The organism is Reichenbachiella sp. 5M10 (assembly GCF_002742335.1).
Taxonomy (GTDB): Bacteria; Bacteroidota; Bacteroidia; order Cytophagales; family Cyclobacteriaceae; genus Reichenbachiella.
This window is the reverse complement of the sequence record NZ_MDGR01000007.1, coordinates 1,134,799-1,158,276: the sequence shown is the minus strand read 5'-3', so window position 1 is coordinate 1,158,276 and position 23,478 is coordinate 1,134,799. Positions and strand designations below refer to the sequence as shown.

The window sequence follows — 23,478 nt, the reverse complement described above, 5'->3', positions numbered from 1 at the left end:
ACAGGGACCTTAGATGGACGTTATAAATCGAGAATTCCAATTATCTTGCGGCAATGGTCAGAAAGGTTTGGATATTGGTTTTCGCTTGCACGCTCCCCGACATAGGGTGGAGCCAAAACATGGTCATCAACCCGAGTTTCGAAGAGATTTGGGATTGTCCCTTCACCATGAATCAACTCGAGTACGTCAAGTCTTGGTTCCCTTTTGGAACGGCTGACCCCTCACCTGACTTCTTCCATGGCTGTGCGGCAGATGGCTTCATGGGGGTCCCAAAAAACCTATTTGGAGAGCAGCAAGCTCATAGTGGAGAATCCTATATCGGCATGATCTGCTACCTCACTTCGCGCTCTGGTAGAGGATGGAAAGTCCCCGCCAATCACAGGGAGTTCGTCATGGTCCAACTCACCAAACCTCTCGTCGCAGGGCACAAGTACTATGGAGAGTTCTGGGTCAACCTCGCAGATGCCTGCGAATTTTCGATCAACAGTATCGGAATGCACTTCACCAAAGACATGCCCAATATCGATTGGAAAGCCATGGATCTAGGCTACTACAAACCGCAAATCAACAGCAACCCCAAACACGACCTCAAAAACAACAACGGATGGACCAAGATATCTGGCGAATTTACTGCCAAAGGAGACGAGCTCGCACTCACTATCGGGACTTTCGTACCTGACTCCTCACTCCGTGTCAAGAAAACCAAAAGAAAATTCATCACTGGTCGTGACAAAAACCTACCCAAGCACCTCCAGCCAATGATCGCTTACTACTTCATCGATGACGTGAAAGTCATCCCACTTGACCCGAACGAATCCATCTTCCCAGACCCCGTCGCGCAAGCGCCTCTAGACGAAGAATACTTCGGTCCCGCCGAAATCGGCAATACCTTTGCTTTACAAAATATCTATTTTGAGTTTGAAAAAACCAAGTTGTTGCGCAGTTCGCTTCTTGAACTACAACGTCTCAAAGAATACCTGGACAATCACCCAAGGATAAAAATACAAATCGAAGGACATACAGACAATGTCGGTTCTCGAGAAGTCAACGAAAAACTATCTACCGAACGAGCCAAAGCTGTCGTGGACTATTTGGTTTCACAGGGCATCAGCGAGTTTAGACTAGCGTACAAAGGCTACGGCAGTAGCCGACCCATCGTCCCCAACAGCACTCCACAAAACCGTGCGCTCAATCGTCGCGTTGAATTTTTGATTTTAGAAAACTAATGAATGAGACCACAAAGCAGTGACCGATAGTAAACGAGAAAGCCCTTAGACTCATTACTGACATTCATTAAAAAGGAGCAGGATCATTGCTATTCGGCTCGTCATTGGCCTTGGACTGGAAAGTCATCGTACTCGGTGAACTATCGAAACTGGCAGCCCCATCCGATGGAAACCCTCCTCCATAGTCACCTCCCATCAATCCTCCATCGAGATTGGCAAACTTGGTAAATCGACCGATAAATTTGAGTTTCACATTTTCAAGTGATCCATTCCTATGTTTGGCAATGATCACCTCTCCCGTACCTGCCGTAGGCAAGCCATCTTCGTCCTCAGTGATATCATAGTACTCTGGGCGATAGAGAAACATCACCATATCCGCATCCTGCTCTATCGATCCCGACTCCCTCAAATCCGACAGCATCGGACGTTTGTCTCCTCCACGCGTCTCTACCGCTCTACTGAGCTGGGACAACGCAAGAACGGGTACGTTGAGTTCTTTGGCAATCCCTTTGAGGGCTCTAGAAATCGAAGCAATCTCCTGCTCACGGTTTCCTCCTCCGCCTCCACTTTTGGAGGTATCTCCCGACATAAGCTGGAGATAGTCAATGACTACCAGTTTGATATCATGCTGCGCCTTGAGACGACGGCATTTGGCACGAAGTTCTAGAATACTGAGACCAGGTGTATCATCGATAAATATCGGTGCTTCCGTCAATTTGGCTGTTTTATGCACGAGTTGTTCCCACTCATGATCTGCCAGATTACCCTTTTTGATTTTATCACTTTCGAGTTCTGCCTCTGCAGAGATCAAACGATTGACGAGCTGAATAGCCGACATCTCCAATGAGAATATCGCGACTGCTTCCCCGAAATCCACCGCAGCGTTTCGCATACAGGACACTACAAAAGCGGTCTTTCCCATACCTGGACGAGCTGCGATAATCACCAAATCAGAGGGTTGCCAACCTGCCGTGACACGGTCGAGATCGGACATCCCTGTCGGCACACCTGTCAGTCCGTCCTTCTGATCCTTGCGTGCTTCGATCTCTAAAATCGCCTCATGCATGAGTTGCTGCATTCCTGCATAGTTCTTTTTGATGTGAGACTCCGAAATCTCAAACAACGACTGCTCAGTCTTGTCCAGCAGTTCAAACACATCCTGTGTATCCTCAAAAGCATCCGTCTGAATCTGAGACGAGATACGAATCAATTCACGCTTGATGGATTGCTCCGTGATGATACGTGCATGGTATTCGATATTCGCTGCAGAGTTGACTTTGGTGGTGAGATCCGCCAAATAATACGCTCCACCAGCCACTTCCAGCGTACCATTTTTCCTCAACTGAGAAGTCACAGTCATCAGATCTACAGGCTCAGATTTATTGAAGAGCTGTACGATCGCTTCGTAAATTTTGGTATGTGCTTCCTTGTAAAAGCTCTCGGGCTTCAAGATATCAACGACAGTCGTCAAAGCATCCTTTTCGAGCATCAAAGCCCCCAAAACCACCTCCTCTAGATCAGTAGCCTGCGGTGGTACTTTACCCAACTGGACGGACAGCTCCTGGATACCTGGCTGCTTGCGGTTGCCCGCACGGCCTCTGTTGCCTCCTCTATCTGTCGCTGTGTCTGATCCCTTCACATTCATATACGCTGACTTTATTGACTCTAAGTTTCAAAAGGCAAACCTACATAATAGGCAGAGCAGATAGTCGCCCTTTACAATAAAGATTAATAACATTTTATCCACCTTGGCAGGCCCTTTCACTTCTGTCATTTTCTCGACTTGCGCTGCGACATTGCCAATCGAAAAGATTAATTTGCGCACCTAAGTATTTGTCTTAATTTTGGACAACACAGAAGAGAAAACATGAACGAGAACTTCCAAAACGTACACATCATCGCGATAGGCGGAGCAGTCATGAGCAGTCTAGCTATTGCTCTCCAAAACAAAGGGTTGAAGATCACAGGGTCTGACGACAAAATCTATGACCCGTCACTCAGTGCCCTCAAATCGAACAAGCTCCTGCCAGGGTCCGAAGGATGGGACGAGTCCAACATCACAGAAGATCTCGATGCAGTCATTGTAGGTATGCATGCCAAAGCAGACAATCCGGAACTAATAAAAGCACAAAACTTAGGGTTGAAAATCTTGTCCTACCCGGAGTTCATTCGTTCTCAAAGTGAAAACAAACAGCGCATTGTCATCGCGGGCAGCCATGGCAAAACGACGATCACGAGCATGATTGTCCATGTGCTGCAGTACTGGAACAAACCCTGTGATTATTTGCTTGGCGCAAAAATCAAGGGACTCGACAACACCATCCAGCTCTCTGATGCTCCTGTGATTGTCATCGAAGGGGACGAGTACCTCAGTTCGCCTATCGACCCCTCACCGAAATTCCTCAAGTACGACCATCACATCGCACTGATCAGTGGCACAGAGTGGGACCATATCAATGTCTTTCCAACCATGGAAAGTTATGTTGAGCAATTCGAAAAACTAGCAGACAGCTCCCCTAAAGCAGGGTCATTGATCTACTGCGAAGACGACCGCATGGCTGTCCTCATCGGCAGCAAAGAAAGAGATGACGTCAAAGCCATCCCCTACAAAGCCCCCAAGTATACTGTCAAGGATGGGCAATTCCTCCTCCATGGGAACATCCCTCTCAAGGTGTTTGGAAAGCACAACATGCAAAACCTAGAAGGAGCTCGCAAAGTACTGGATCTAATTGGCATCACCGACGAACAGTTCTACGAGGCGATCCCTTCGTACGAGGGAGCAGAAAAAAGAAACAATCTGGTCAAAGCAAACGACAGCACGGCATTGTACTCCGATTTTGCACACGCACCGTCCAAACTCAAAGCAACCATCCATGCCGTGAAAGAACTTCACCCAAATAGAAAGCTAACGGCATGTTTCGAGCTACACACCTTCAGTAGTCTCAACAAGGATTTTCTCCCGCACTACGAAAACAAAATGGCTAAAGCTGACGAAGCTATCGTCTATTACAACCCAAGCACTCTTGCTTCGAAAAACAACGACATGACCTTGACCGAACACGAACTTCAAAGCTTCTTTGGTAGGGACAACCTCCTTGTATTCACGGACAAGGCTGCATTGCAACAACACCTCACTAGCAAAAACTGGACAAACGCTGACCTACTCATGATGAGCTCAGGCAACTTCGGTGGCTTGGACATGAACCAATTGGCGAATCAAATCATAGACTAACCCCCTCCCAAACACAGCACATGGAACTGAAACTAAAAAACCCCTTGGCCATATTCGATCTGGAAACGACTGGCACCAGTACTTCACACGACCGAATAGTCGAGATTTCTATTGTCAAACTACTCCCAACCAACGAGCAAATTGTCAAAACAATGAGAATCAACCCCGAGATTCCTATCCCCTTGGAATCCAGCTTGATTCACGGCATCTACGACAAGGATGTCAAAGACGAACCTACTTTCAAATCCGTTGCTAAAGAGCTTTCAGCATTTCTAGATGGAGCAGACCTGGGTGGATTCAACTGCATGAAGTTTGACATCCCTCTACTGGTCGAAGAGTTTCTACGTGCGGATATAGAGTTTGACACAAGTCACCGCAAAATGGTAGATGCACAGAAGATATTCCACATGATGGAGAAACGCACCTTGACTGCTGCATACAAATTCTACTGTGACCAAGACCTAGAAGGGGCCCATGGAGCAGAAGCAGATACACTTGCTACCGCTGCTGTCATCAAAGCACAAGTCGAAAGGTATCAAGGCCAAGAAGCCGTTGATGCTTTGGGCAACAAAATCGGAAAAATCGAGAATAGTGTAGACAGCTTGCACAACATCTCAGCTTCCAAAATGGTAGACTTAGCTGGGCGATTCGTATTCAATGACCAAGGTGTAGAAGTATTCAACTTTGGCAAACACAAAAACAAACCCGTAGAAGACATACTCAAAGCAGAGTCGGGATATTATGATTGGATGATGAAGGGTGATTTCCCTCTAGACACCAAACGCAAGTTGACTCAAATCAAATTGAGAGGCTTCAACGCTCGGTAACTTCGATTACAAGTCCGACTCGTAACTTTCCTGATACTCCTTCCAAGGAGTATCCTTGTACTTGTCCTCCCCATAATAATGGATGATTTCGTCAAACACCCCTGCCTCTAAATAACCTGGCACTGGTAAAAGCATTCTGAACTCCTCGTCCATGAACACTACTGTAGGGTAGCTCATCTTCCCGTTGAGCAGAGAGTAGGCCAACTCATGAATACCGTTGCGTCCACTGTCTACCCATTTGAATGTATGGTCATTGAACTCTATGCTTTCACGTTGCTCTGCGTTCAGTTTGACAGGATAATATTTATCGTTGAGGTATTTAGCAATGACAGGGTGATTAAAAGTAGCCTTATCCATCTTTTTGCACCATCCGCACCAATCCGTATACACATCGATAAAAATCTTCTTTGGTTTCTTTTTGTTCAAAGCTACAGCTTCCTCAAATGTATACCACTTCACTTCCTCCCCCTGCTGCTCCATCTCAGGAGACACAAAAGAAGAAATAGCCAATCCCAATGCACACAGGATGGTCAACACCGCACTTATTTTTACCCTATTCATCATAACATTAATGCTTCTTTACAAAACTAGCGAATTCTAACAATACATCACATACACCCAAACGTTGACAAAAGTTTCATCCAACTTGATTTTGGAAATTCCTCCCAAAACTGTACTTTAATGAAAAATTCAACCATGGAAAACTGCAACAAATGCCAAAAGCGGGCTGTTTTGAAATGTAAAGGGTGTGGAAGAACTTGGTGCACTCAGTGCCACGAGGAGTTGGGCAAACCAGGTCTCTTTGCGGGAAAATGTGGAGCCTGTGACGGAATAGTCGTCCGTCTAGAACACGCCTAGACCTCCGTAGAAATCAGCCGCCAACTAGCTCTTTGAGGTTACTCATCAGACTACCCCATAGATCGGCTAGTTCTTGTTCATCATCCATCTCAGAGTAGTCTGTCACTCGAATAAACACTTCCTGAGTAATCTCATTCATTTCCAATTTGAATTCTAGATAATTCGGATCTTCATCCTCTGAGATAAATTCAAACTTCACCTGACTGTGCGTCCTATGCGACACGATCTTGGCACGGCTCTCATCCCAATCCCACACGAAAGTAAACACCTTATCTTCGTCGATATTGACATCATCAGCAAACCACTGAGACAATCCACTCGCAGTAGACAAATAAGGGTAAAGCATTTTTTTCGATGCTTTTATTTCATACTCTCCTATGTACTTGAATTTACTCATAATCAGATCGATATAAAGACACTGTTAATTTTTCCCGTAAGCTAATCCATTTTTTTTCTAATCAGCCATTGTTAAATCAACAATAATAATAACTTTGCACCTCCAAAATCAATGGCGAGGTAGCTCAGTTGGTTAGAGCGCAGGATTCATAACCCTGAGGTCACGGGTTCAACTCCCGTCTTCGCTACAAATTTCAACCCTTGTATTCTTGTAATATAAGGGTTTTTGTTTTTTTAGAAAGACTTTTCAAGCTTTTAATTAGCAAGCCCAAATCATCAAATTCTACCGAATATTATCCGATAACACACGGTGATATTTCTCAAAAAAAATAGATTTGTAGGGCAAAGATCAAATCCAGAAATCCTCATATCATGGCAGACTACAATCACTCCGAGATAGAAAACAAATGGCAGAAGTATTGGCAAGACCAAAAAACATTTGAAGCCCACGTCGACACCTCCAAACCGAAGTTCTATGCACTCGATATGTTTCCTTACCCTTCTGGAGCTGGACTACACGTCGGTCATCCATTAGGCTATATCGCTTCGGACATCATCTCTAGATACAAGCGCAACAAAGGCTTCAACGTACTGCACCCCATGGGATTCGATGCCTTTGGATTGCCTGCGGAGCAGTATGCCATCCAAACCGGACAGCACCCTGCCATCACTACCGAAGAAAACATCGCGCGCTACAAAGAGCAACTCAAGAACATTGGCTTTTCTTTCGATTGGAGCAAAGAAGTACGTACATGTGACGCAGATTACTACAAATGGACACAGTGGATTTTCATCCAGCTATTCAATGCATGGTACGACCAAAGCCAACAAAAAGCTCGGCCGATAGACGATCTCGTAGCGATCTTTGCGTCAGAAGGCAACAAGTCTGTCCAAGCAGCCTGCGACGAGGACACCGTGTCATTCACTGCGGCAGAGTGGAAAGGCTATTCTGAAAAAGAACAACAAGAAACCCTACTCAAATATCGCCTCACCTACCTATCCGAAACTTCGGTCAACTGGTGTGCAGAGCTCGGTACCGTACTGTCCAACGACGAGGTGAAAGACGGCTTCTCAGAACGCGGCGGACACCCAGTCGTCAAGAAACTCATGAAGCAGTGGAGCATGCGCATCACTGCCTACGCTGAGAGACTACTCGACGGCCTAGATCAACTCGACTGGTCTGAGCCACTCAAAGAAATGCAGCGCAACTGGATTGGGAAATCACAAGGTGCTGAGATGACCATGGATATCGAAGGCCATGATGACAAGATCACGGTATTCACGACACGTATCGATACGGTCTATGGAGTCAGTTTTTTGGTACTCGCACCAGAACTGGATCTTATCAAAAAAATCACAACCGACGAACAAAGAGCAGAGGTAGAAGCCTATGTAGAAGTCGCCAAAAACATCTCCGAGCGTGACCGCATGACCAATGTCAAGAAAGTGTCGGGCGCATTTACGGGAGCGTATGCGATCAATCCATTCAGCGGAGAGAAAATCCCCGTATGGATCGCAGACTATGTACTGGCAGGCTATGGCACAGGTGCTGTAATGGCCGTACCAGGCGGTGACCAAAGAGATTATGACTTTGCGAAGCATTTTGACCTCCCTATCCTACCTGTCTACGAAGGCATGGATGTGAGCAAAGAAGCTGACGCAACCAAAGAAGGCAAAATCATCAACGAAGGCATACTCAAGGGACTGACCTTCCAAGAAGCAACCGATAAAGCCACTGCCTTTCTCGAAGAAAAAGGCATCGGATCAGGCAAGATCAACTACCGCATCCGTAACGCCATCTTCGCAAGACAAAGATACTGGGGCGAGCCTGTACCCGTGTACTTCAAGGACGGCATCCCCTACCCTGTAGCCACAGAAGATCTACCGATCGTACTGCCCGAAATCGACAAATACCTGCCTACTGAGGACGGTGATCCACCACTCGCTAGAGCAGAAAACTATACCTATACACCGAAAGGAGAAAACACAGCCTATCCGCTAGAACTCAGCACCATGCCGGGCTGGGCGGGATCAAGTTGGTACTGGTACCGCTACATGGATGCCAACAACAGTGATGCATTCGTAGACAATGACGTACAAAAATACTGGAAGGATGTAGACCTCTACATCGGTGGTACCGAGCACGCTACGGGGCACTTGCTGTACTCTCGATTCTGGAACAAGTTCTTGTTTGACATGGGATTCGTACAGGAAGAAGAGCCCTTCAAAAAACTCGTCAACCAAGGCATGATCCAAGGGCGATCCAACTTCGTCTATCGCGTAAAAGGCACGAACCAATTCGTCTCCCTCAACAAGCAAAGTGAGTACGATTGTACACCGATGCACGTGAATGTAAGCCTCGTAGACAATGACGTATTGGATACGGATGCCTTCAAAGCATGGAGACCTGATTTGGCGGATGCCGAATTCATACTCGAGGACGGCAAGTATGTCTGCGGCTATGAGGTAGAAAAGATGTCCAAGTCCAAGTACAACGTCGTGAATCCAGACGATATCATCGAGAAGTACGGTGCGGACACACTTCGTATGTACGAGATGTTCCTCGGGCCGCTGGAGCAGTTCAAACCATGGAACACGCACGGAATCGATGGCGTATCGAAGTTCCTACGCAAGGCATGGAGACTCTTCCATGACGAGCAAAACGAATGGAACGTATCGGACGACAAAGCCACGCCTGAGGAACTCAAAATCCTACACAAGGCAATCAAGAAAATCGAGGAAGACATCAACAACCTCTCCCTCAACACGTCGGTAAGTACGCTCATGATAGCCGTCAATGACTTGACCGCTCTCAAGTGCAACAAACGTGAAATCCTGGAGAACTTGACCGTTATTCTGTCGCCTTTCGCTCCGCACATCAGTGAGGAACTCTGGGAGAAACTCGGACATAGCGAAGGCATCAGTCAAGTGGCATTCCCTGCTTTCGACGAAAGTCTACTGGTAGAGAATAACCACGAATACCCAGTATCCATCAATGGCAAGGTGAGAACGAAAATCAGCTACCCAGTAGATATGGACAAAGGTGAGATAGAGAAGTCTGTCTTGGCCGATGAGACAGTAGTCAAATGGACCGAGGGCAAAGCACCCAAGAAGGTGATCATCGTCCCTAAGCGAATCATCAACATCGTGCTGTAGAGACACGGAAAAAACATAACCGAAAAGGGAGAGCCGCTCACAAATGGCTCTCCCTTTTTTTATCTACTCTTCCATACCAAGAGTCAAAAACCTCAGCATTCCTTTCGTAATTCGTTGAAAACCATTGATTTTTAGGCCAATGACAGAGACATGACATCTAAATGTCGGCAAAAAGGCAGAAGGCAAAGGCTAAACTTGCTTCATCATCAAAATTCAAAATCATGAGCAATCAATCACTAGCTGATCGACTCAGATACCAGAGAAAAATCAAAGGGTTTTCCCAAGAAGAGCTCTCCAACAAAACGAGTGTCACTGTCCGCACCATCCAACGAATAGAAAACGCTGAGGTCAACCCCCACCTCAATACCATCAAGTTGCTGGCAGTAGCCCTCGAAGTAGAAGTAGGCGACTTGCTCCCCATCGATGATCCCAAAGTAGAAACGGTCAAGAAAAAATGGCTCCTACTGATCCATGCCACTCCTCTCTTAGGCATCTTCATGCCGCTGTTCAATATATTGATACCGCTGTTTCTATGGATCCACAAGCGAGAAGACAACCCCATCTACAACACCCACGGCATCAAGGTGATCAACTTTCAGATTACCGCCGCAATACTCGCCGTTCTCTCCTTTGTCAGCCTCGTCACCATCGAAAAATGGGGATTCTTCCTCTTCATCTTGACCGTCCCTATTTGCGTAGGTATAGTGATATGCAACATCATCTATGTCCTACGTGCGGACAAGTGCTACTACCCGTTCTCCCTCCCCTTCTTGAAAATCAAGAAAAGACATACTGCGGATAGTATTGCCTTACTTCTAGTGGCGCTATCTTTTGTTCAGTGTGCCCCTGACCATGCGACAATAGAACGCCTCGATGGCAGTACAGTAGCCAAAGACTCTATCACGATGAAAATCAACCAACTCACCGAGGATGCCCAAGTGCAGGGAATGGCTGTCGCCATATTCAACAGCAAACAACCCGTGTATCAACACCTCTCTGGATACAAAGACGCCCCTCAAAAATTAGCCTTGACCGACTCGACCAACATGTATGGCGCTTCGTTGAGTAAGGCCGTATTTAGCGTGCTGGTGATGAAAATGATAGAGGACTCCATCATTGATCTAGACACACCTCTAGAGTCCTATCTACCCAAAAAACTGCACGAATACACCCCGCAAACACGGTGGCACGACGATTTCTCGGATCTAAAGGATGACAGTCTCTACCACCTGATCACTGCACGCATGTGCCTGACACATACCACGAGCTTTGCCAACTCTAGAGGTATGGAATCTGACCATAAATTGAAAACCCATGGTACACCAGGTACCACATACAGCTACAGTGGAGAAGGCTTCATATACCTCCAAGTGGTACTGGAGAAGTTGACCGGCAAAGGGCTGGAGCAGCTCGCACAAGAGATCATATTCCAGCCACTGGGTATGAATAAATCCTCTTACGAATGGAAACCACGCTTTGACAAAGACTTTGCCTATGGCCACCAAACCAATGGCAAAACCTACCCCAAGGACAAAGACAATGAACCCAGAGGCGGCAGCACCTTGGAAACGACCGCAGAGGACTATGTCAAATTTTTAACCGCCGTGTTGAATCAAAAAATCATCCATCCCTCATCCTACGAGGAGATCTTTCGTCCACAGATCAGGATTCGCTCTTTGACTCAGTTTGGTGAAGGCACAGCAACATCTACCGACAAATACGACGACATCAACCTGAGCTATGGGCTGGGATGGGGATACCTAGAGACACCCTACGGCATAGGCCTGTTCAAAGAAGGGCATGGCAATGGGTTTCAACACTACTCGATCTTGTTTCCCGAGTCGGGCAAGGGTGTCCTCATCCTAACCAACTCAGACAATGGGGAGAGTATCTTCAAAGAACTGCTGGCCTACACCATGGCAGACACCTATACTCCGTGGGAGTGGGAAAACTACATCCCGTACTCGCACTAAAACACAGCGTTTTGATTTTCCTTAGGGATCGGTAATAAAAGACTGATAAAACTACACCTAGAGACATAAAGTCAAAAACTTCAAAAACAACACCATGCTGAATCTAAACCCATTCAATCCTCTGTTTGTAAACATTCGAACCCATCTGTACGCAACACTGATGCGTACGCTGGTGTGCTGTACCAGCTTTGCCTAGAACTCACCCTTGCTCATCAACAAACGACGCATTGATAACTTCTCTTCTTTGCCGATTCACTCCATGCTTATCCAAGAAAATAACGATCACTCTCTAGTTTGATCGATTCTTGAAAGAAAACGAGCCCCTTCCCGACATGGAATACCACGGAAAGTAGCCACCGGGAAAGCTTCTCGCAGGCTGCAGGGAGGTATTTAGTGTTACTTGCGATACGCCAAGCCCAATTCTAGCCCTCGCAGTTCAGCCAGGCCTTTCATCCTCCCGATGCAGGTATAGCCGGGATAGGTATCTTTCGACAAATCATCCATCATCTGAAACCCGTGATCGGGTCGCATCGGCAAACTCACCCGCCGACGCTGCATGATATCCAGCAGTCCGTCCACCACCGCGACCATATCGGTATCGGCATAGAGATGCTCCCCTTCTTCGAAGTTACCCTCCGAATCTCTGGCGGTATTGCGCAAATGCACAAAATGAATGTGTGCCGAAAAGCGGGTCAACATCCCCAAGATATCATTGTCTACCCGTACACCGAGCGAACCCGTACAAAAGCACAGTCCGTTAGCAGGAGAAGGAGCGAAGGACAAGATATCCGCCAAATCCTGCTCTGTACTCACAATCCGAGGCAGCCCCAGTACCGAATACGGCGGATCATCTGGATGGATGGCCATGTGGATCCCGCAGGCTTCTGCCATAGGGATCACAGCTTGGAGAAAGTGCGCCAAGTTCTCCTTGAGCTGTTTCTCATCGATGTGTTCGTAGGATTGGAGAGCGGTGAGGATCCCTTCGGGGGTAAAGGCCTCTTTGCTCCCTGGCAAACCGAGTAGCATGTTATCAAACAGTCTTTTCTTTTGATCCTCGGACATACGTCCAAATTTCTCCTGCGCTTGTTCCTTGTCTGCTACCGAATACTCCTCCGCTGCACCCGGTCGCTGAAGCAACAGCCAATCTACGATGACAAAGTCCGTCCATTCGAACCGCAAGGTACGCGTACCGTCTGGGCGCACATGAAACGGATCGGTTCTGAGCCAATCCAGTATCGGCATGAAGTTGTACGTCACGACCTCTATCCCGCAGCGACTCAAATTCTCTAAACTCGTTTTGTAGTGACTGATATGTAACGCACAGTCTTCTGAGCGCGTCTTGATCGCTTCACTCACGGGCAGGCTCTCTACTACCGTCCAGGTCATCCCCTCGGCAGCCACTATAGCCTTTCGCTCCTCGATCGCTTCCACAGTCCACACCTCTCCCACGGGAATCTGGTGCAGCGCCGTGACCACTCCACTACAGCCTGCCTGTCTGATATCTCTGAGGCTGACCGGGTCTCCAGGACCAAACCACCTCATGGTTTGTTTCATCAAATACATGTTTCTTCTCGGTTACCACTGAGGCTTGATGCCCGGTGCATATGGAAATCTCAAACGCTTGTAATGTGCCAACGACCCCTTTGGCGTCTCTATCTCCGCAGGAAACGGTCGATTGGAAATCGTCTGAAAGTACAGCAAACTTGCATCCTTCCACCATACAGCTTCTTTCTCATGTATGGTCAGGAGCATCTGCACCTCCTCAAAGCGCCGCGCATCGACCTTCCCTTCTAGGCTTTTCCATTGGGACGCAAAACGCCTCACTTCATCGACACCACTCTGATAGTGTAATCCCATTTCGTCCCAAAGCGTCCTACCCGATTGCATTTCATAGTCCCACGAGACATGGTGAAACCATAGCAGGTATTCTTCAGGGCAGGATTTCAGATTGCCAAACTTCTTGGCGATAGACTTCTGGTACTGAAGCACAGCCCCGCTTCCTTTTGCCGTACGGTCAAACCCTATCCCAAAACTATCTGCACGATGATAATAGACTGGATTCCACTCAGGTCTACCCAGTTCACTCACCCAAGGTCCAGGCCCGTAGTGGTGACCAGTCGCCATGAGGTGATGCAGCCCCAGTGGCGTCATGTAATTGACCGCCGCTTCACGCGAATGCATCATGATGTCCTTGATGGTCGCATGTACCTGTGGATCGTGATCGAAAGTCATCGCGATCCATTCGTCCGCAATAGCATCAGCACTCAAATCTGGATTCCATGCCAACCGCCCAAAGGCGTACCAGTTGGACTGTCCAAACAAATGCCCCGTCCAGTTGCGGTCTGTGCCGATATTGGCCACACCAGCAATGACACTATGCTCCTGCTCGTTCGACTGCCCCTCTATCACTTCGCTAACAGTCGCTTTCTTGATTCCTATCTGCGCATCCAAACACTCCTCATAGTAGGTCCCTAGGTACACAAGCTGCGTCGCTTGTCCCAGATACTCCTGCGTGATCTGAAACTCCATCGCTAGCCGCGTCTCCTTCATCGCGCTAAACAGCGGATGAAAAGGTTCTCTAGGTTGAAAATCTATCGCACCGTTTTTGACCTGAATCGACACATTGTCATCGAACTGCCCATCCAGCGGCACGAACTGATCATTGGCCTGCATGTGGCGATCGACGGGATTCTCTTCGCTGTAGACAAAGGCTCTCCAGATCACCTGTCCCCCATGAGGCGCGAGAGCCTTGGCGAGCATATTGGCCCCTTCGGCATGGTTGCGATGATAGTCGTGCGGGCCAGGCTGCCCTTCTGAATTGGCTTTGACCAAGAATCCACCAAAGTCTGGGACGTAACTGTATATCTCCTTTGCTTTGTCAGCCCACCAAGCCGCTACCCCTGGGTCGAGCGGGTCGGAAGTCGCCAACCCACCGATTTCGCTTGGCGCGCTAAATCGCGCCGTGAGGTACATCTTGATACCATAGGGTCTCAGCAGATCCGCCAAGGCCTTTACCTTCTCTAGGTACATGGGAGTCAAAATCAAAGCATTCGAATTGACATTGACAGGTACCATGGCATTGATACCAATCGAGGCGTTGGCACGCGCATACTCGGCATAGATGGGGTCGAGGTAGTCCGGCAACCTATGCCAATCCCAAATTGCAAACCCGGCATAGCCACGCTCCGAACTGCGGTCCAAGTTGTCCCAGTGGTTGAGCATACGGGTCTCGATGCGTGGATACTCCACAACATCCAAGCCCACCAGCGACTGCTCAGTCTGCATCAGTCGGAGCAGGTGAAACGTACCGTAGTACAGTCCTATATCCGTATTGGCAGTCAAGAGCAAAAAGGATTTCCCCTCTCGCTGCACTGAGCGAAGCAAAAAACCCTCTGCTCCGATTTGTTCTTTGATTTCCGCATCGATCCCGAGTCCTTTCACCAGCGAATGATCCGTTTTGCAGACCTGAAGCGAATGCTCCAACCCCTCAGTAGCAACCAACTCCTGCTGGTACATGCTCTTCAGTCCGTTTGTCAACTCCTCGTGGATCAGTAGTCCCGTCTCGCTACTCGTATGTACCTCGAAGTGATCGACGGTCTGTAGATATTGGGTCAACACAGCCTCCTGGCTAATGGGAGTATATCTGAGCCACAGTCCGTGTCCATCCTCCGCAGTGGCTACATAACTCCAAAAAACCAAATAGATCAATAGTATTTTTTTCATATGCTTCATAGTCATCCTAATGGAACCAACCATTCGATCGCTCCCAATGATCAACAAAAGAATAGCAACACAACAAGAAACACAATCGATTGCGTAAAATAAAGCAAGCAATGACAAGTTTAAGTCACCATCGCTCAATGGAGGAAGAAAATTCTCTAATTATCACTCCATCAAGCTACCAGATGGCAAGACTGGGCTTTTAGGCAAGAAGTCTACCTCCTCTTCTTATACTCCAGCAATGTCCCGTCATCTGGTTAGCTAGGGACAAATGCCATCCATTTCTTCCAACATTTTTCACTCCAATGCTGTCATATTAATCAAAAGAATTCTTAATCTTGCAACCGCTTTGCCCACGTGCTGAAATTGGTAGACAGGCTAGATTCAGGTTCTAGTGTTCGTATGGACGTGAAGGTTCGACTCCTTTCGTGGGCACCAAAAAACCTCTGTAATCAATGATCACAGAGGTTTTTTTCTTCCCCATTATACTAGCCAATTGTACGCTTGTTCCTGAAGCCTACGATGCATCGACCTCTCAATCACGGATCCCTCCGTATTTCTGGAGGATTGCCCCAAGATTTGATACCCTTCCTGCTATACAACTGACTACCAGCCCTTGTGTTTTTTCCTAGAGACTGATCATAGCTTGTTAAGAGAATCTAGCAAAGAAATAGTTACGGGTTTTGCGAATAATAAATGGCATCATAAGAATACACCTTTGAAGTATGATAGTATTTCAACTATGCCGGATATGACAGAGGATATCACCTCTTAGTAAAAACTTTCAACTATAAACACCATCAAGATGCTCAACATAAGCTATTTCAAAACTGTATTTTTCAACGATAGAGAATGGGAAACAACAACTGTGGATACGACGCTATCTGAGTACCCTCAATTCAAGAGAGATCTAAAGAGATTCTCAGAGACCAACGATCAGCTCAATTTGAGGGTACTGGTCCAGCAGTGGCAGCATACAGCCCAACTCTTGAATCAAGATGACCTATGGTATTTACTCGAGCAATTCCAAACTTCAGAAGAGATGACATCAGCAGACCTCGACAGGTGGACCCATCTCGTATTGAACGAACTTGAAATCATTATTGGTGAATTCCAATTCTGTAGAATTGCCTCATAATCTTTAGCGTTAAGTTCAATCTGATATGGCTAGGGTAGCCTTTTTTATCCTAAAAACAAATGGATAGTAGCAGGTTACGAGATTCTAGTAAAGAAATAGTTACGGATTTCCCGAATAATAATTGGCGCGGCAGCACTGCACCTTTGAATTATAATAAGTCATCAAGCTAACAACTATAATCATGAAAAATCTAAAGCAAATTATCTCAACTAGCCTATTAGTAGTTATGTATTCTACTCTCTGGGCACAGGATCTAAAACTATCAGTATACTCTACACCTAGCATGGGCAGGTCAGATTTCGGGACTGCGGTGGGCATATTGCTTCCAGGCGGAATAGGAGACATCGAAGTGGGTGGCTTCTTTGAGAAAAATGGATATCTAGGTGAAGGTTCAGACGACGATGTGAGCTCGATGATAGCTAAGGACTACACCGGCATTTACACTACAATATATCTAGTAGGAAATGAAAAAATCGGTTTCGGGGTAAACATGCGAGGAGGGGCTTTTGATGCAGAGAAGTTCTTGATCACCTTCGCTGCTGTAGCCGAGTACTACATCAACCCTCACCTAGCAGTAGCCGCATCGGCACGTTTCATTGATGAATTGCCAAGAATAGAAGGACGTTTGTCTATCAACTTGTCAGGAAAAAGAAATCGAACCAAGCGCCAAGAGAAGTATGCCAGCGCTTGGAGTCAATACAAAAACCACAGTTACCGAAGATTTTAGACTTCATGATTGCCTTTTTTGGCGATAATTGCTTAGACAGCAGCATGTATCATGTTGCTGTTTTTTTATTCATTCATTTATCATACCTAGGCCTTGTTGATCCCACAACTAATGACTAATTTCTACTAGGAACCGACCTAGTAATGGTCTTCCAATAGCGCTTTCGATAAAACCGCTGACATTACCCGACGAATCTGGCGAAGCAATGATGATCCTATGGAAGAAAAAACTATTCATTCGGAGCTGACTTTTCAGCTCATGATCGAGTCTACCCCTAATGCGATCGTTTTGATCAATAAAGAGGGAAAAATCGCTTATCTCAACAAACCATCCGAACAGCTGTTTGGGTACGACCGTACGGAGTTGATTGGACAATTGATAGAAACCCTCATCCCTCCCCGGTTTCACGAAAACCATCCCCGTTTTAGAAACATGTTTTTTGCTTCGCCTACTGTCAGGTCTATGGGAGCTGGGAGAGATCTCTATGCTCTGCGCAAAGATAAATCCGAGTTTCCAGTAGAGATTGGATTGAACCCATTGGTGACTACAGAGGGCACTTTGGTATTGGCCTCCATCATTGACATCACTGAGCGCAAAAAGGCCGAAGAGCGATTCAAGCTGGTCGTAGAGTCTGCACCCAACGCCATGATTCTAGTCAATCAGAAAGGGGTGATCACTCTAGTCAACGCCCAAACTGAACAGCTATTTGGGTATTCCAAAAAAGAACTGATTGGAAACAGAATAGAAATGCTTATTCCAATACGTTTCGCAGGCAAGCACCCCAGCGATAGAACGGGATATTTTGAAGCGCCCAGTACACGAAAAATGGGAGCAGGTCGTGAACTTTTTGGCTTGAGGAAGGACAAAAAAGAGGTGCAAATTGAGATAGGACTCAATCCTATCAATACCGATGAAGGTGAGATGGTACTTGCCTCTATCATTGACATCACCGAGCGAAAGATCCAAGAGAAGAACCAAGCAATAGTAAAAGAGATGGTGGCTAAAAATGAGGAATTAGAGCAGTTTGCCTACATAGCCTCCCATGACCTACAAGAACCACTGCGTACAATCAATAATTATATACAAGTGATTCAGGAAGACTGTCTCGAAAGTATGGACGCAGAGGCTATGCGCTATCTAGAGACGATCGGCAAGGCCACAGATCGCATGGTGATTTTAGTCAAAGCACTGCTCGACTACTCTCGAATCGGTACGGGAGATAGACAAATGACAAAAGTAAATTGTTCGGAAATCATGAAAATGGTGCGCAGTGACCTTAATGACCTGATTCAAAAAACAGAGGCCGATATCACGTTAAATGATCCGCTCCCCACTCTCATTGGGTTTGATGTGGATCTGAGGCAGCTTTTTCAAAACCTCATTACCAATGCGATAAAGTTTAGAAAAAAAACAGATATACCCAAAATCAAGATCTCTTGCCTAAAAAGAAAAGACTACTACGAATTTCAATTCCAGGACAATGGAATCGGGATACCCAAAAGAAATTTTGAACGAATCTTCTTCATCTTTCAAACCCTCAACCCCAAAGGAAAGTACGAAGGTCATGGATTAGGTTTAGCTCATTGCAAAAAAATAGTAGAACTGCACGAAGGCCGGATTTGGGTCGAGTCCAAAGAAGGTGAAGGCAGTATCTTTTATTTCACCATACCACGTATCACTCATGGCTAAGAAAGTAAACTGCATCATGCTAATCGATGACAACCCTGATGACAATTTCTTTCATAAGCGTGTCATCAACAAAAGTGAATGCGCCAATCAAGTGATTGTTTTCCAAAGCGGACAAGAAGCTCTAGATTATATGAAGACTCATGAGCAAAAAAATCAGGTCAGTCCAGATTTGGTATTTTTGGATATTAACATGCCCGGAATGACCGGGTGGGAGTTCTTGGAAGAGTATGATAAAACTACTCCTTCGAGCAGTCATCACATGGTCCTCATCATACTCACTACCTCGAACAATCCCGATGACATCAATAGAACCCGCTCCACAACCCGTGCGTCAGAGCACCATACCAAACCGCTCACCAAGGAAATGTTGTCTGATATCATAGACAAGTACTTTTAGAATGGTACTATCTGCCGTAAACAAAAAAGCAAAGGTAAAAGTCCCCCCTTTCCTCAGCTCAAGTGGTTTTCTCAACTATTGCTGCTGACAGCTTTCTCCTTCGGTTGGAATACTGGTTTGAATTCGTACTCCAACCAAATTTTAATCAGGTTCCAAGGTATCATTATGGAATCCTTGACACTCAATTTTGATCCCTCCATGTGCACCCATGTCTTAAGTGGTTTCTCCATGAAAATCCCTAAAAAAGAAGTTTTCCCCATTTTCTTCTTGAGTCTCAACAAGATTTCGACATCAAATAACCATCGTGAAAAGAAAGATTTGTCATAAATCATATGGATTAGGTCCCTATGAAAAACCTTTGCTCCACATTGAGTATCCGCAATCCTTAGACGAGTAATCATATATATCAGGATTCTGATCATATCACTAACGAATTTTCTAATAGGGTTCCTCTCAATCTCATTAGAGCCATCATTCATATTTCTTGATCCAAAGACTATTTTTATAACCCCTTTTGATTTCTCCATTTCATGAATCAGATCACCATACTCCTGAAATGAAGTGGACAGATCAGCGTCCAAAAAACCAATCGTTTCAACTTCTGTTTCTTCGTGCAAGAACAACGCTCCTTGTCTTACCGCATTGGCTTTTCCCGCATTTTGTTCTACGTTGAAGACATGAACATTTTCGTGAACAAGGTTTTTGATACCGGCCAAGGTTGATCGAGTAGGATCGCCACTACCGTCGTTGACAAAGCAAAGTGTGACATCATGATGCTTTTTGGCAAATTCAATGAATGTATTTAGATCTAATCTTGAAGATTCATTGTAGCATGGTATTACGATTCCGTGTTTCATAGTATCTTTTATTTATCAAATGATTACATCACAAATATTGCGGGATTTCAGACCACACTATTTCATTTAAAGTCGAGATACCGAAATCATATGATGACTAGCAGATTTTGATAGTTGAGTAGTGTTTTTAGAAAAAACACACATTCGACACTTGTTTGATTCAGTTGGACCAACAATGCTAATAAGAGACAGGTCAAACGTACCATCTTCGTGATATGATCGACGACAAAAGACAGACATACAATATACTGGCGCTTGCAGTGGCTATTGGATTAATCTTTCATGGGGCATCCTTTTTTAGCACACTAGAAGGCACCTATGATATTTATGTCCATATCTTCTTTGGTGATCACTACCGCCAATCTTGGTTTGATCCATGGGAGCCTAGCTGGTATACCGGATTCAGTCTGATCAGTTACCCTCCTTTGACCCACCAACTGATGGCTCTACTCTCTTTTATTGGAGGGCTCAAGTTCGCAGCTTTTTTACTTGCATTCGCGATTGTAGTCTTGTACGTCACTGGGGCCTACCGTTTTGCCAAACTCATCACCGCCAATGATGAATCAGCTGCCTATGCCGCTCTTATCGCTGTGTTTCTACCCAGTGTGGTAGAAGCCTTTCATGTATTTGGACAGATTCCTATGATGATGGGAATCAGCTGGCTATTGCACGCTTTGCCTGAGATTTACCTCTACGTACGCTATGGGAAATTTCGATATTTCTTCAATGGCATGAGTCTGATCGCTGTTGCTGTCTGTTCACATCACGTGACACCTATTTTTGGGATGGTATTTTTCGTAGTACCGCTCATGGGTACAGCAGTCATGGATGGTGCCAGACGTGAAGTTGGGAGCTACGAAAAAGTAGGCATTCTTCTCTTTATCAAATATGTAAAAAAGTATCTACCCCGCGTCATCTTCTTTGGGTTCATGACTATAGTAGTAGCCATGGTTGTCATCTTACCATATTGGATTTGGTCCAAAAGCGACCCTATCACACAGGTACCTATACCGCATGGATCACGTGACAACTTCACCGAAGTATTCAGTTCGGGCTTGGTCTTTTTTATCATACCCTGGGGGTTCTTGTTGATGATCTGGCCCTATTGCTTTTATCGCTATTTTTCTAAGCGAAACATCTTCTTGGGGTTGTCCTTTGCCATGCTTACTTTATTGGGTACAGGAGGCACCACTCCTATTCCTAAGATGCTATTGGGTGAAAATGCATTCAATATCCTAACCTTGGAGCGCTTCACCTTTTGGGCCACTATATATGCGATGCCCATGGCAGGGGAGTTCCTTTGGCAGTTTTCCAAAGGGGATCTTTATGAGCAAATCATACAGAAAAAATCAAAAGCAGTTCACTCGGTTTACCTCTTTATTGTGATTATCAGCATGTTTTTCAGTGCTGGCTTCACGATGAATCTCAGCTTTTTTCGCCCGCTACAACCAGAAACAATTAATCTAAAACCTATTCAGAACTTCCTTCAGAGTGACAAACATTACAAATGGCGCTATTTAACGCTCGGCTTTGGAGACCAAATGGCTTGGCTGTCTGCCAATACAGATGCACTGACCATAGATGGCAACTACCACTCTGCCCGACGTGTACCTGAGCTAACCACTCGTGCCATCGAAAGATTAGAAAACTCCAAATACCGAGGAGTCGAAGGAATTGCCACCCTACAGCAGTTCCTCAGTTCGCCAGAAACCTTTCACCTCAAGTATGTCTTTTCTAATGACAAATTCTATGACCCCCTACTTTACTTTTCGGGTTGGTTGAGAATCAAATCCCTCAGCAACGGCATCACAGTTTGGGAAAGGTCGGACGTCTCTGCTCTACCTGCGGTTTTACCTAAGAAAGACATTCCTAGATTCCAAAAAATCATGTGGGGAATAGTGCCACTATGTACACTTCTCATTGCATTTTTCTTCAATGTCCAGCTCCATTGGATACATCATGTCTCTGGATCAAAAAAATTAGACGATGACTATCGCAATCAAGAAACACTGCGCAAAATCCGTCCGATCTTTTACTATACCATCAAGTACTGGCTGCTAATGATCATCCTGCTCTCATTGGTTCTAGTGGCAAAAATCTACCTCATGAATGCCAAACAAATTGATCCAGAACGTGTCGTACAATCCTACTACGATGCATTAGACTTTAAAAGGTTCGACGAAGCGCACTCATATATAGATCCCGCCGACAGCCTGACGCTGGACTTTTTTCTCTTGGAAACTTCAGTAACCGATGGAATCGTCGATTCCTATGGAAAAATCAATTCAATCCATACGAAGGTATTGACATCCACCTCAGAATACGCCATGATAGAGACACAATTGGAGTGGATCACACCACTCGAAAGCTATCACAAAACGCAAATTCATGAAGTCATAAAACGAGGTATAAAATGGTACATCAAAGCCACAGAATTCAATAACTATATCCCCGCCGATCAGTTCTCAGATGTCCCAGAAGTGAGTTTTCATAATCAGGGCCGACGCAAAATCACTACCAAGGAAACTTTCCACGAGGACGTACTTGACAGGCCTGTTCTACGTATCGTACAAGCCAATATGGTCAAAAAAGGAGAAGAGTATCACATAGTCGGCTTGATTCAGAATGTAGACAGTTACCCCGCGGACCTCACAGTCAAGGCAACTCTTCTCGGGCAAAATCAGCAAGTACTTACAAGTTATTATGACAAATTCCACTTGACACACAAACTGCTCCCCAAGGAGATGACTGCCTTCCGTATCGACTTTGAGGCAGTGGCTTGGAACGAACTGCAACTAGATTCTCTCTCCCATATGCCTACCCCGGCTACTTTCAAACTCGAGGTATTAGGAACTGTCATCGTTCAAGACTTGTACAAGAGTATTGCTACGCAAGACTTGCATATCGATAAAGAGCAAATCTCTGGACGACTCTATAACTATGGTCACCTTACTTCCACGATTACCGAACTGGTGTATTCTTTCTTTGATCAGGATCAACAAATACAATGGGTAACAACCTCTCTCGCAGAAAAGAGTGTGTTCCCGATGAAGTATGCAAATTTCCATAGTCGAAACCTCTCACTAGATAGTCTGGAACTAATCCCTTTGCAGTCACAAGCCATCTTACAAGTCAACGGCCTAGACAATGACGGCATAGTGTCCAAATATGAGTCAAAACATCCTGTTCCTCTATTTCAACTCACTCCTTACCCAGGAGAACAATGTAGATTCGTAATGATTAACCTCAACAATTTTGTTGGTAGCCCTGGACCATTCTAAT

16 protein-coding genes and 2 tRNA genes are annotated in these 23,478 nt (G+C 45.7%); 12 read left to right on the top strand and 6 right to left on the bottom strand.

What is annotated here, in order from left to right; all coding sequences use genetic code 11:
* The first annotated feature begins 53 nt into the window (after window positions 1-53).
* Entirely contained in the window at window positions 54-1,226 is a 1,173-nt protein-coding gene (locus BFP72_RS04785) for an OmpA family protein (protein WP_099598055.1), read from the top strand.
* A gap of 67 nt (window positions 1,227-1,293) precedes the next feature.
* On the opposite strand, the gene dnaB is transcribed toward BFP72_RS04785, so the two are convergent.
* On the bottom strand, window positions 1,294-2,871 hold the full coding sequence (gene dnaB, locus BFP72_RS04780; protein WP_099598054.1) for a replicative DNA helicase: 1,578 nt from the start codon (window positions 2,869-2,871) through the stop codon (window positions 1,294-1,296).
* Between the two features lie 222 nt (window positions 2,872-3,093).
* On the opposite strand from dnaB, the gene murC reads away from it, so the two are divergent.
* The gene (gene murC, locus BFP72_RS04775; protein WP_099598053.1) at window positions 3,094-4,458 is read left to right on the top strand and encodes a UDP-N-acetylmuramate--L-alanine ligase; all 1,365 of its coding nucleotides are present in this window, start codon (window positions 3,094-3,096) and stop codon (window positions 4,456-4,458) included.
* A gap of 20 nt (window positions 4,459-4,478) precedes the next feature.
* On the top strand, window positions 4,479-5,285 hold the full coding sequence (locus BFP72_RS04770; protein WP_099598052.1) for a 3'-5' exonuclease: 807 nt from the start codon (window positions 4,479-4,481) through the stop codon (window positions 5,283-5,285).
* Between the two features lie 6 nt (window positions 5,286-5,291).
* Here the strand turns inward: BFP72_RS04770 and BFP72_RS04765 are convergent, their stop codons facing one another.
* Together BFP72_RS04765 and BFP72_RS04760 are read right to left on the bottom strand one after the other, a co-directional pair.
* Window positions 5,292-5,849 (bottom strand): DUF255 domain-containing protein, encoded by a 558-nt coding sequence (locus tag BFP72_RS04765; protein ID WP_221406475.1) that lies wholly within the window; start codon window positions 5,847-5,849, stop codon window positions 5,292-5,294.
* 307 nt (window positions 5,850-6,156) lie between these two features.
* Entirely contained in the window at window positions 6,157-6,540 is a 384-nt protein-coding gene (locus BFP72_RS04760; RefSeq protein ID WP_099598050.1) for an START-like domain-containing protein, read from the bottom strand.
* 113 nt (window positions 6,541-6,653) lie between these two features.
* On the opposite strand from BFP72_RS04760, the gene BFP72_RS04755 reads away from it, so the two are divergent.
* The 3 genes from BFP72_RS04755 (at window position 6,654) to BFP72_RS19375 (ending at window position 11,668) form a co-directional block, all read left to right on the top strand.
* Window positions 6,654-6,727, top strand: a tRNA-Met gene (locus BFP72_RS04755).
* A gap of 184 nt (window positions 6,728-6,911) precedes the next feature.
* Window positions 6,912-9,695, top strand: a complete 2,784-nt coding sequence (gene leuS, locus BFP72_RS04750; RefSeq protein WP_099598049.1) for a leucine--tRNA ligase — start codon at window positions 6,912-6,914, stop codon at window positions 9,693-9,695.
* A gap of 221 nt (window positions 9,696-9,916) precedes the next feature.
* Window positions 9,917-11,668 carry a serine hydrolase gene (locus BFP72_RS19375; protein WP_099600686.1) on the top strand — a complete coding sequence of 584 codons (1,752 nt, stop codon included), beginning with the start codon at window positions 9,917-9,919 and terminating at the stop codon, window positions 11,666-11,668.
* 396 nt (window positions 11,669-12,064) lie between these two features.
* Here the strand turns inward: BFP72_RS19375 and uxuA are convergent, their stop codons facing one another.
* Entirely contained in the window at window positions 12,065-13,222 is a 1,158-nt protein-coding gene (gene uxuA / locus BFP72_RS04740; protein WP_221406474.1) for a mannonate dehydratase, read from the bottom strand.
* A gap of 21 nt (window positions 13,223-13,243) precedes the next feature.
* Entirely contained in the window at window positions 13,244-15,391 is a 2,148-nt protein-coding gene (locus tag BFP72_RS04735; protein ID WP_099600685.1) for an alpha-glucuronidase family glycosyl hydrolase, read from the bottom strand.
* Window positions 15,392-15,739: 348 nt separating this feature from the next.
* Here BFP72_RS04735 and BFP72_RS04730 point away from each other — a divergent pair.
* The 5 genes from BFP72_RS04730 (at window position 15,740) to BFP72_RS04710 (ending at window position 19,339) form a co-directional block, all read left to right on the top strand.
* Window positions 15,740-15,826, top strand: a tRNA-Leu gene (locus BFP72_RS04730).
* A gap of 367 nt (window positions 15,827-16,193) precedes the next feature.
* The gene (locus tag BFP72_RS04725; RefSeq protein WP_099598047.1) at window positions 16,194-16,526 is read left to right on the top strand and encodes a hypothetical protein; all 333 of its coding nucleotides are present in this window, start codon (window positions 16,194-16,196) and stop codon (window positions 16,524-16,526) included.
* A gap of 181 nt (window positions 16,527-16,707) precedes the next feature.
* Window positions 16,708-17,253 carry a hypothetical protein gene (locus BFP72_RS04720; protein WP_143519939.1) on the top strand — a complete coding sequence of 182 codons (546 nt, stop codon included), beginning with the start codon at window positions 16,708-16,710 and terminating at the stop codon, window positions 17,251-17,253.
* A 216-nt stretch (window positions 17,254-17,469) separates the two neighbouring features.
* A complete protein-coding gene (locus BFP72_RS04715) occupies window positions 17,470-18,942 on the top strand; it encodes a PAS domain S-box protein (protein WP_099598045.1) in 1,473 nt (490 codons plus the stop codon).
* A complete protein-coding gene (locus tag BFP72_RS04710) occupies window positions 18,935-19,339 on the top strand; it encodes a response regulator (protein ID WP_099598044.1) in 405 nt (134 codons plus the stop codon). Before BFP72_RS04715 ends, BFP72_RS04710 begins: the two co-directional genes overlap by 8 nt.
* A 71-nt stretch (window positions 19,340-19,410) precedes the next feature.
* Here BFP72_RS04710 and BFP72_RS04705 read toward each other — a convergent pair whose 3' ends face one another.
* Complete coding sequence (locus BFP72_RS04705; RefSeq protein WP_099598043.1) at window positions 19,411-20,196, bottom strand: glycosyltransferase; 786 nt, start codon at window positions 20,194-20,196, stop codon at window positions 19,411-19,413.
* A gap of 215 nt (window positions 20,197-20,411) precedes the next feature.
* Between BFP72_RS04705 and BFP72_RS04700 the strand changes: the two genes are divergently transcribed.
* Complete coding sequence (locus BFP72_RS04700) at window positions 20,412-23,477, top strand: hypothetical protein (RefSeq protein WP_099598042.1); 3,066 nt, start codon at window positions 20,412-20,414, stop codon at window positions 23,475-23,477.
* Window position 23,478 lies beyond the last annotated feature (1 nt).

Bases quoted from the DNA above. Each gene is read 5' to 3' on its own strand.
- BFP72_RS04785 (WP_099598055.1), top strand. From the start codon at position 54: ATGGTCAGAAAGGTTTGGATATTGGTTTTCGCTTGCACGCTCCCCGAC.
- dnaB (WP_099598054.1), bottom strand. From the start codon at position 2,871: ATGAATGTGAAGGGATCAGACACAGCGACAGATAGAGGAGGCAACAGA.
- murC (WP_099598053.1), top strand. From the start codon at position 3,094: ATGAACGAGAACTTCCAAAACGTACACATCATCGCGATAGGCGGAGCA.
- BFP72_RS04770 (WP_099598052.1), top strand. From the start codon at position 4,479: ATGGAACTGAAACTAAAAAACCCCTTGGCCATATTCGATCTGGAAACG.
- BFP72_RS04765 (WP_221406475.1), bottom strand. From the start codon at position 5,849: ATGATGAATAGGGTAAAAATAAGTGCGGTGTTGACCATCCTGTGTGCA.
- BFP72_RS04760 (WP_099598050.1), bottom strand. From the start codon at position 6,540: ATGAGTAAATTCAAGTACATAGGAGAGTATGAAATAAAAGCATCGAAA.
- leuS (WP_099598049.1), top strand. From the start codon at position 6,912: ATGGCAGACTACAATCACTCCGAGATAGAAAACAAATGGCAGAAGTAT.
- BFP72_RS19375 (WP_099600686.1), top strand. From the start codon at position 9,917: ATGAGCAATCAATCACTAGCTGATCGACTCAGATACCAGAGAAAAATC.
- uxuA (WP_221406474.1), bottom strand. From the start codon at position 13,222: ATGAAACAAACCATGAGGTGGTTTGGTCCTGGAGACCCGGTCAGCCTC.
- BFP72_RS04735 (WP_099600685.1), bottom strand. From the start codon at position 15,391: ATGAAAAAAATACTATTGATCTATTTGGTTTTTTGGAGTTATGTAGCC.
- BFP72_RS04725 (WP_099598047.1), top strand. From the start codon at position 16,194: ATGCTCAACATAAGCTATTTCAAAACTGTATTTTTCAACGATAGAGAA.
- BFP72_RS04720 (WP_143519939.1), top strand. From the start codon at position 16,708: ATGAAAAATCTAAAGCAAATTATCTCAACTAGCCTATTAGTAGTTATG.
- BFP72_RS04715 (WP_099598045.1), top strand. From the start codon at position 17,470: ATGGAAGAAAAAACTATTCATTCGGAGCTGACTTTTCAGCTCATGATC.
- BFP72_RS04710 (WP_099598044.1), top strand. From the start codon at position 18,935: ATGGCTAAGAAAGTAAACTGCATCATGCTAATCGATGACAACCCTGAT.
- BFP72_RS04705 (WP_099598043.1), bottom strand. From the start codon at position 20,196: ATGAAACACGGAATCGTAATACCATGCTACAATGAATCTTCAAGATTA.
- BFP72_RS04700 (WP_099598042.1), top strand. From the start codon at position 20,412: ATGATCGACGACAAAAGACAGACATACAATATACTGGCGCTTGCAGTG.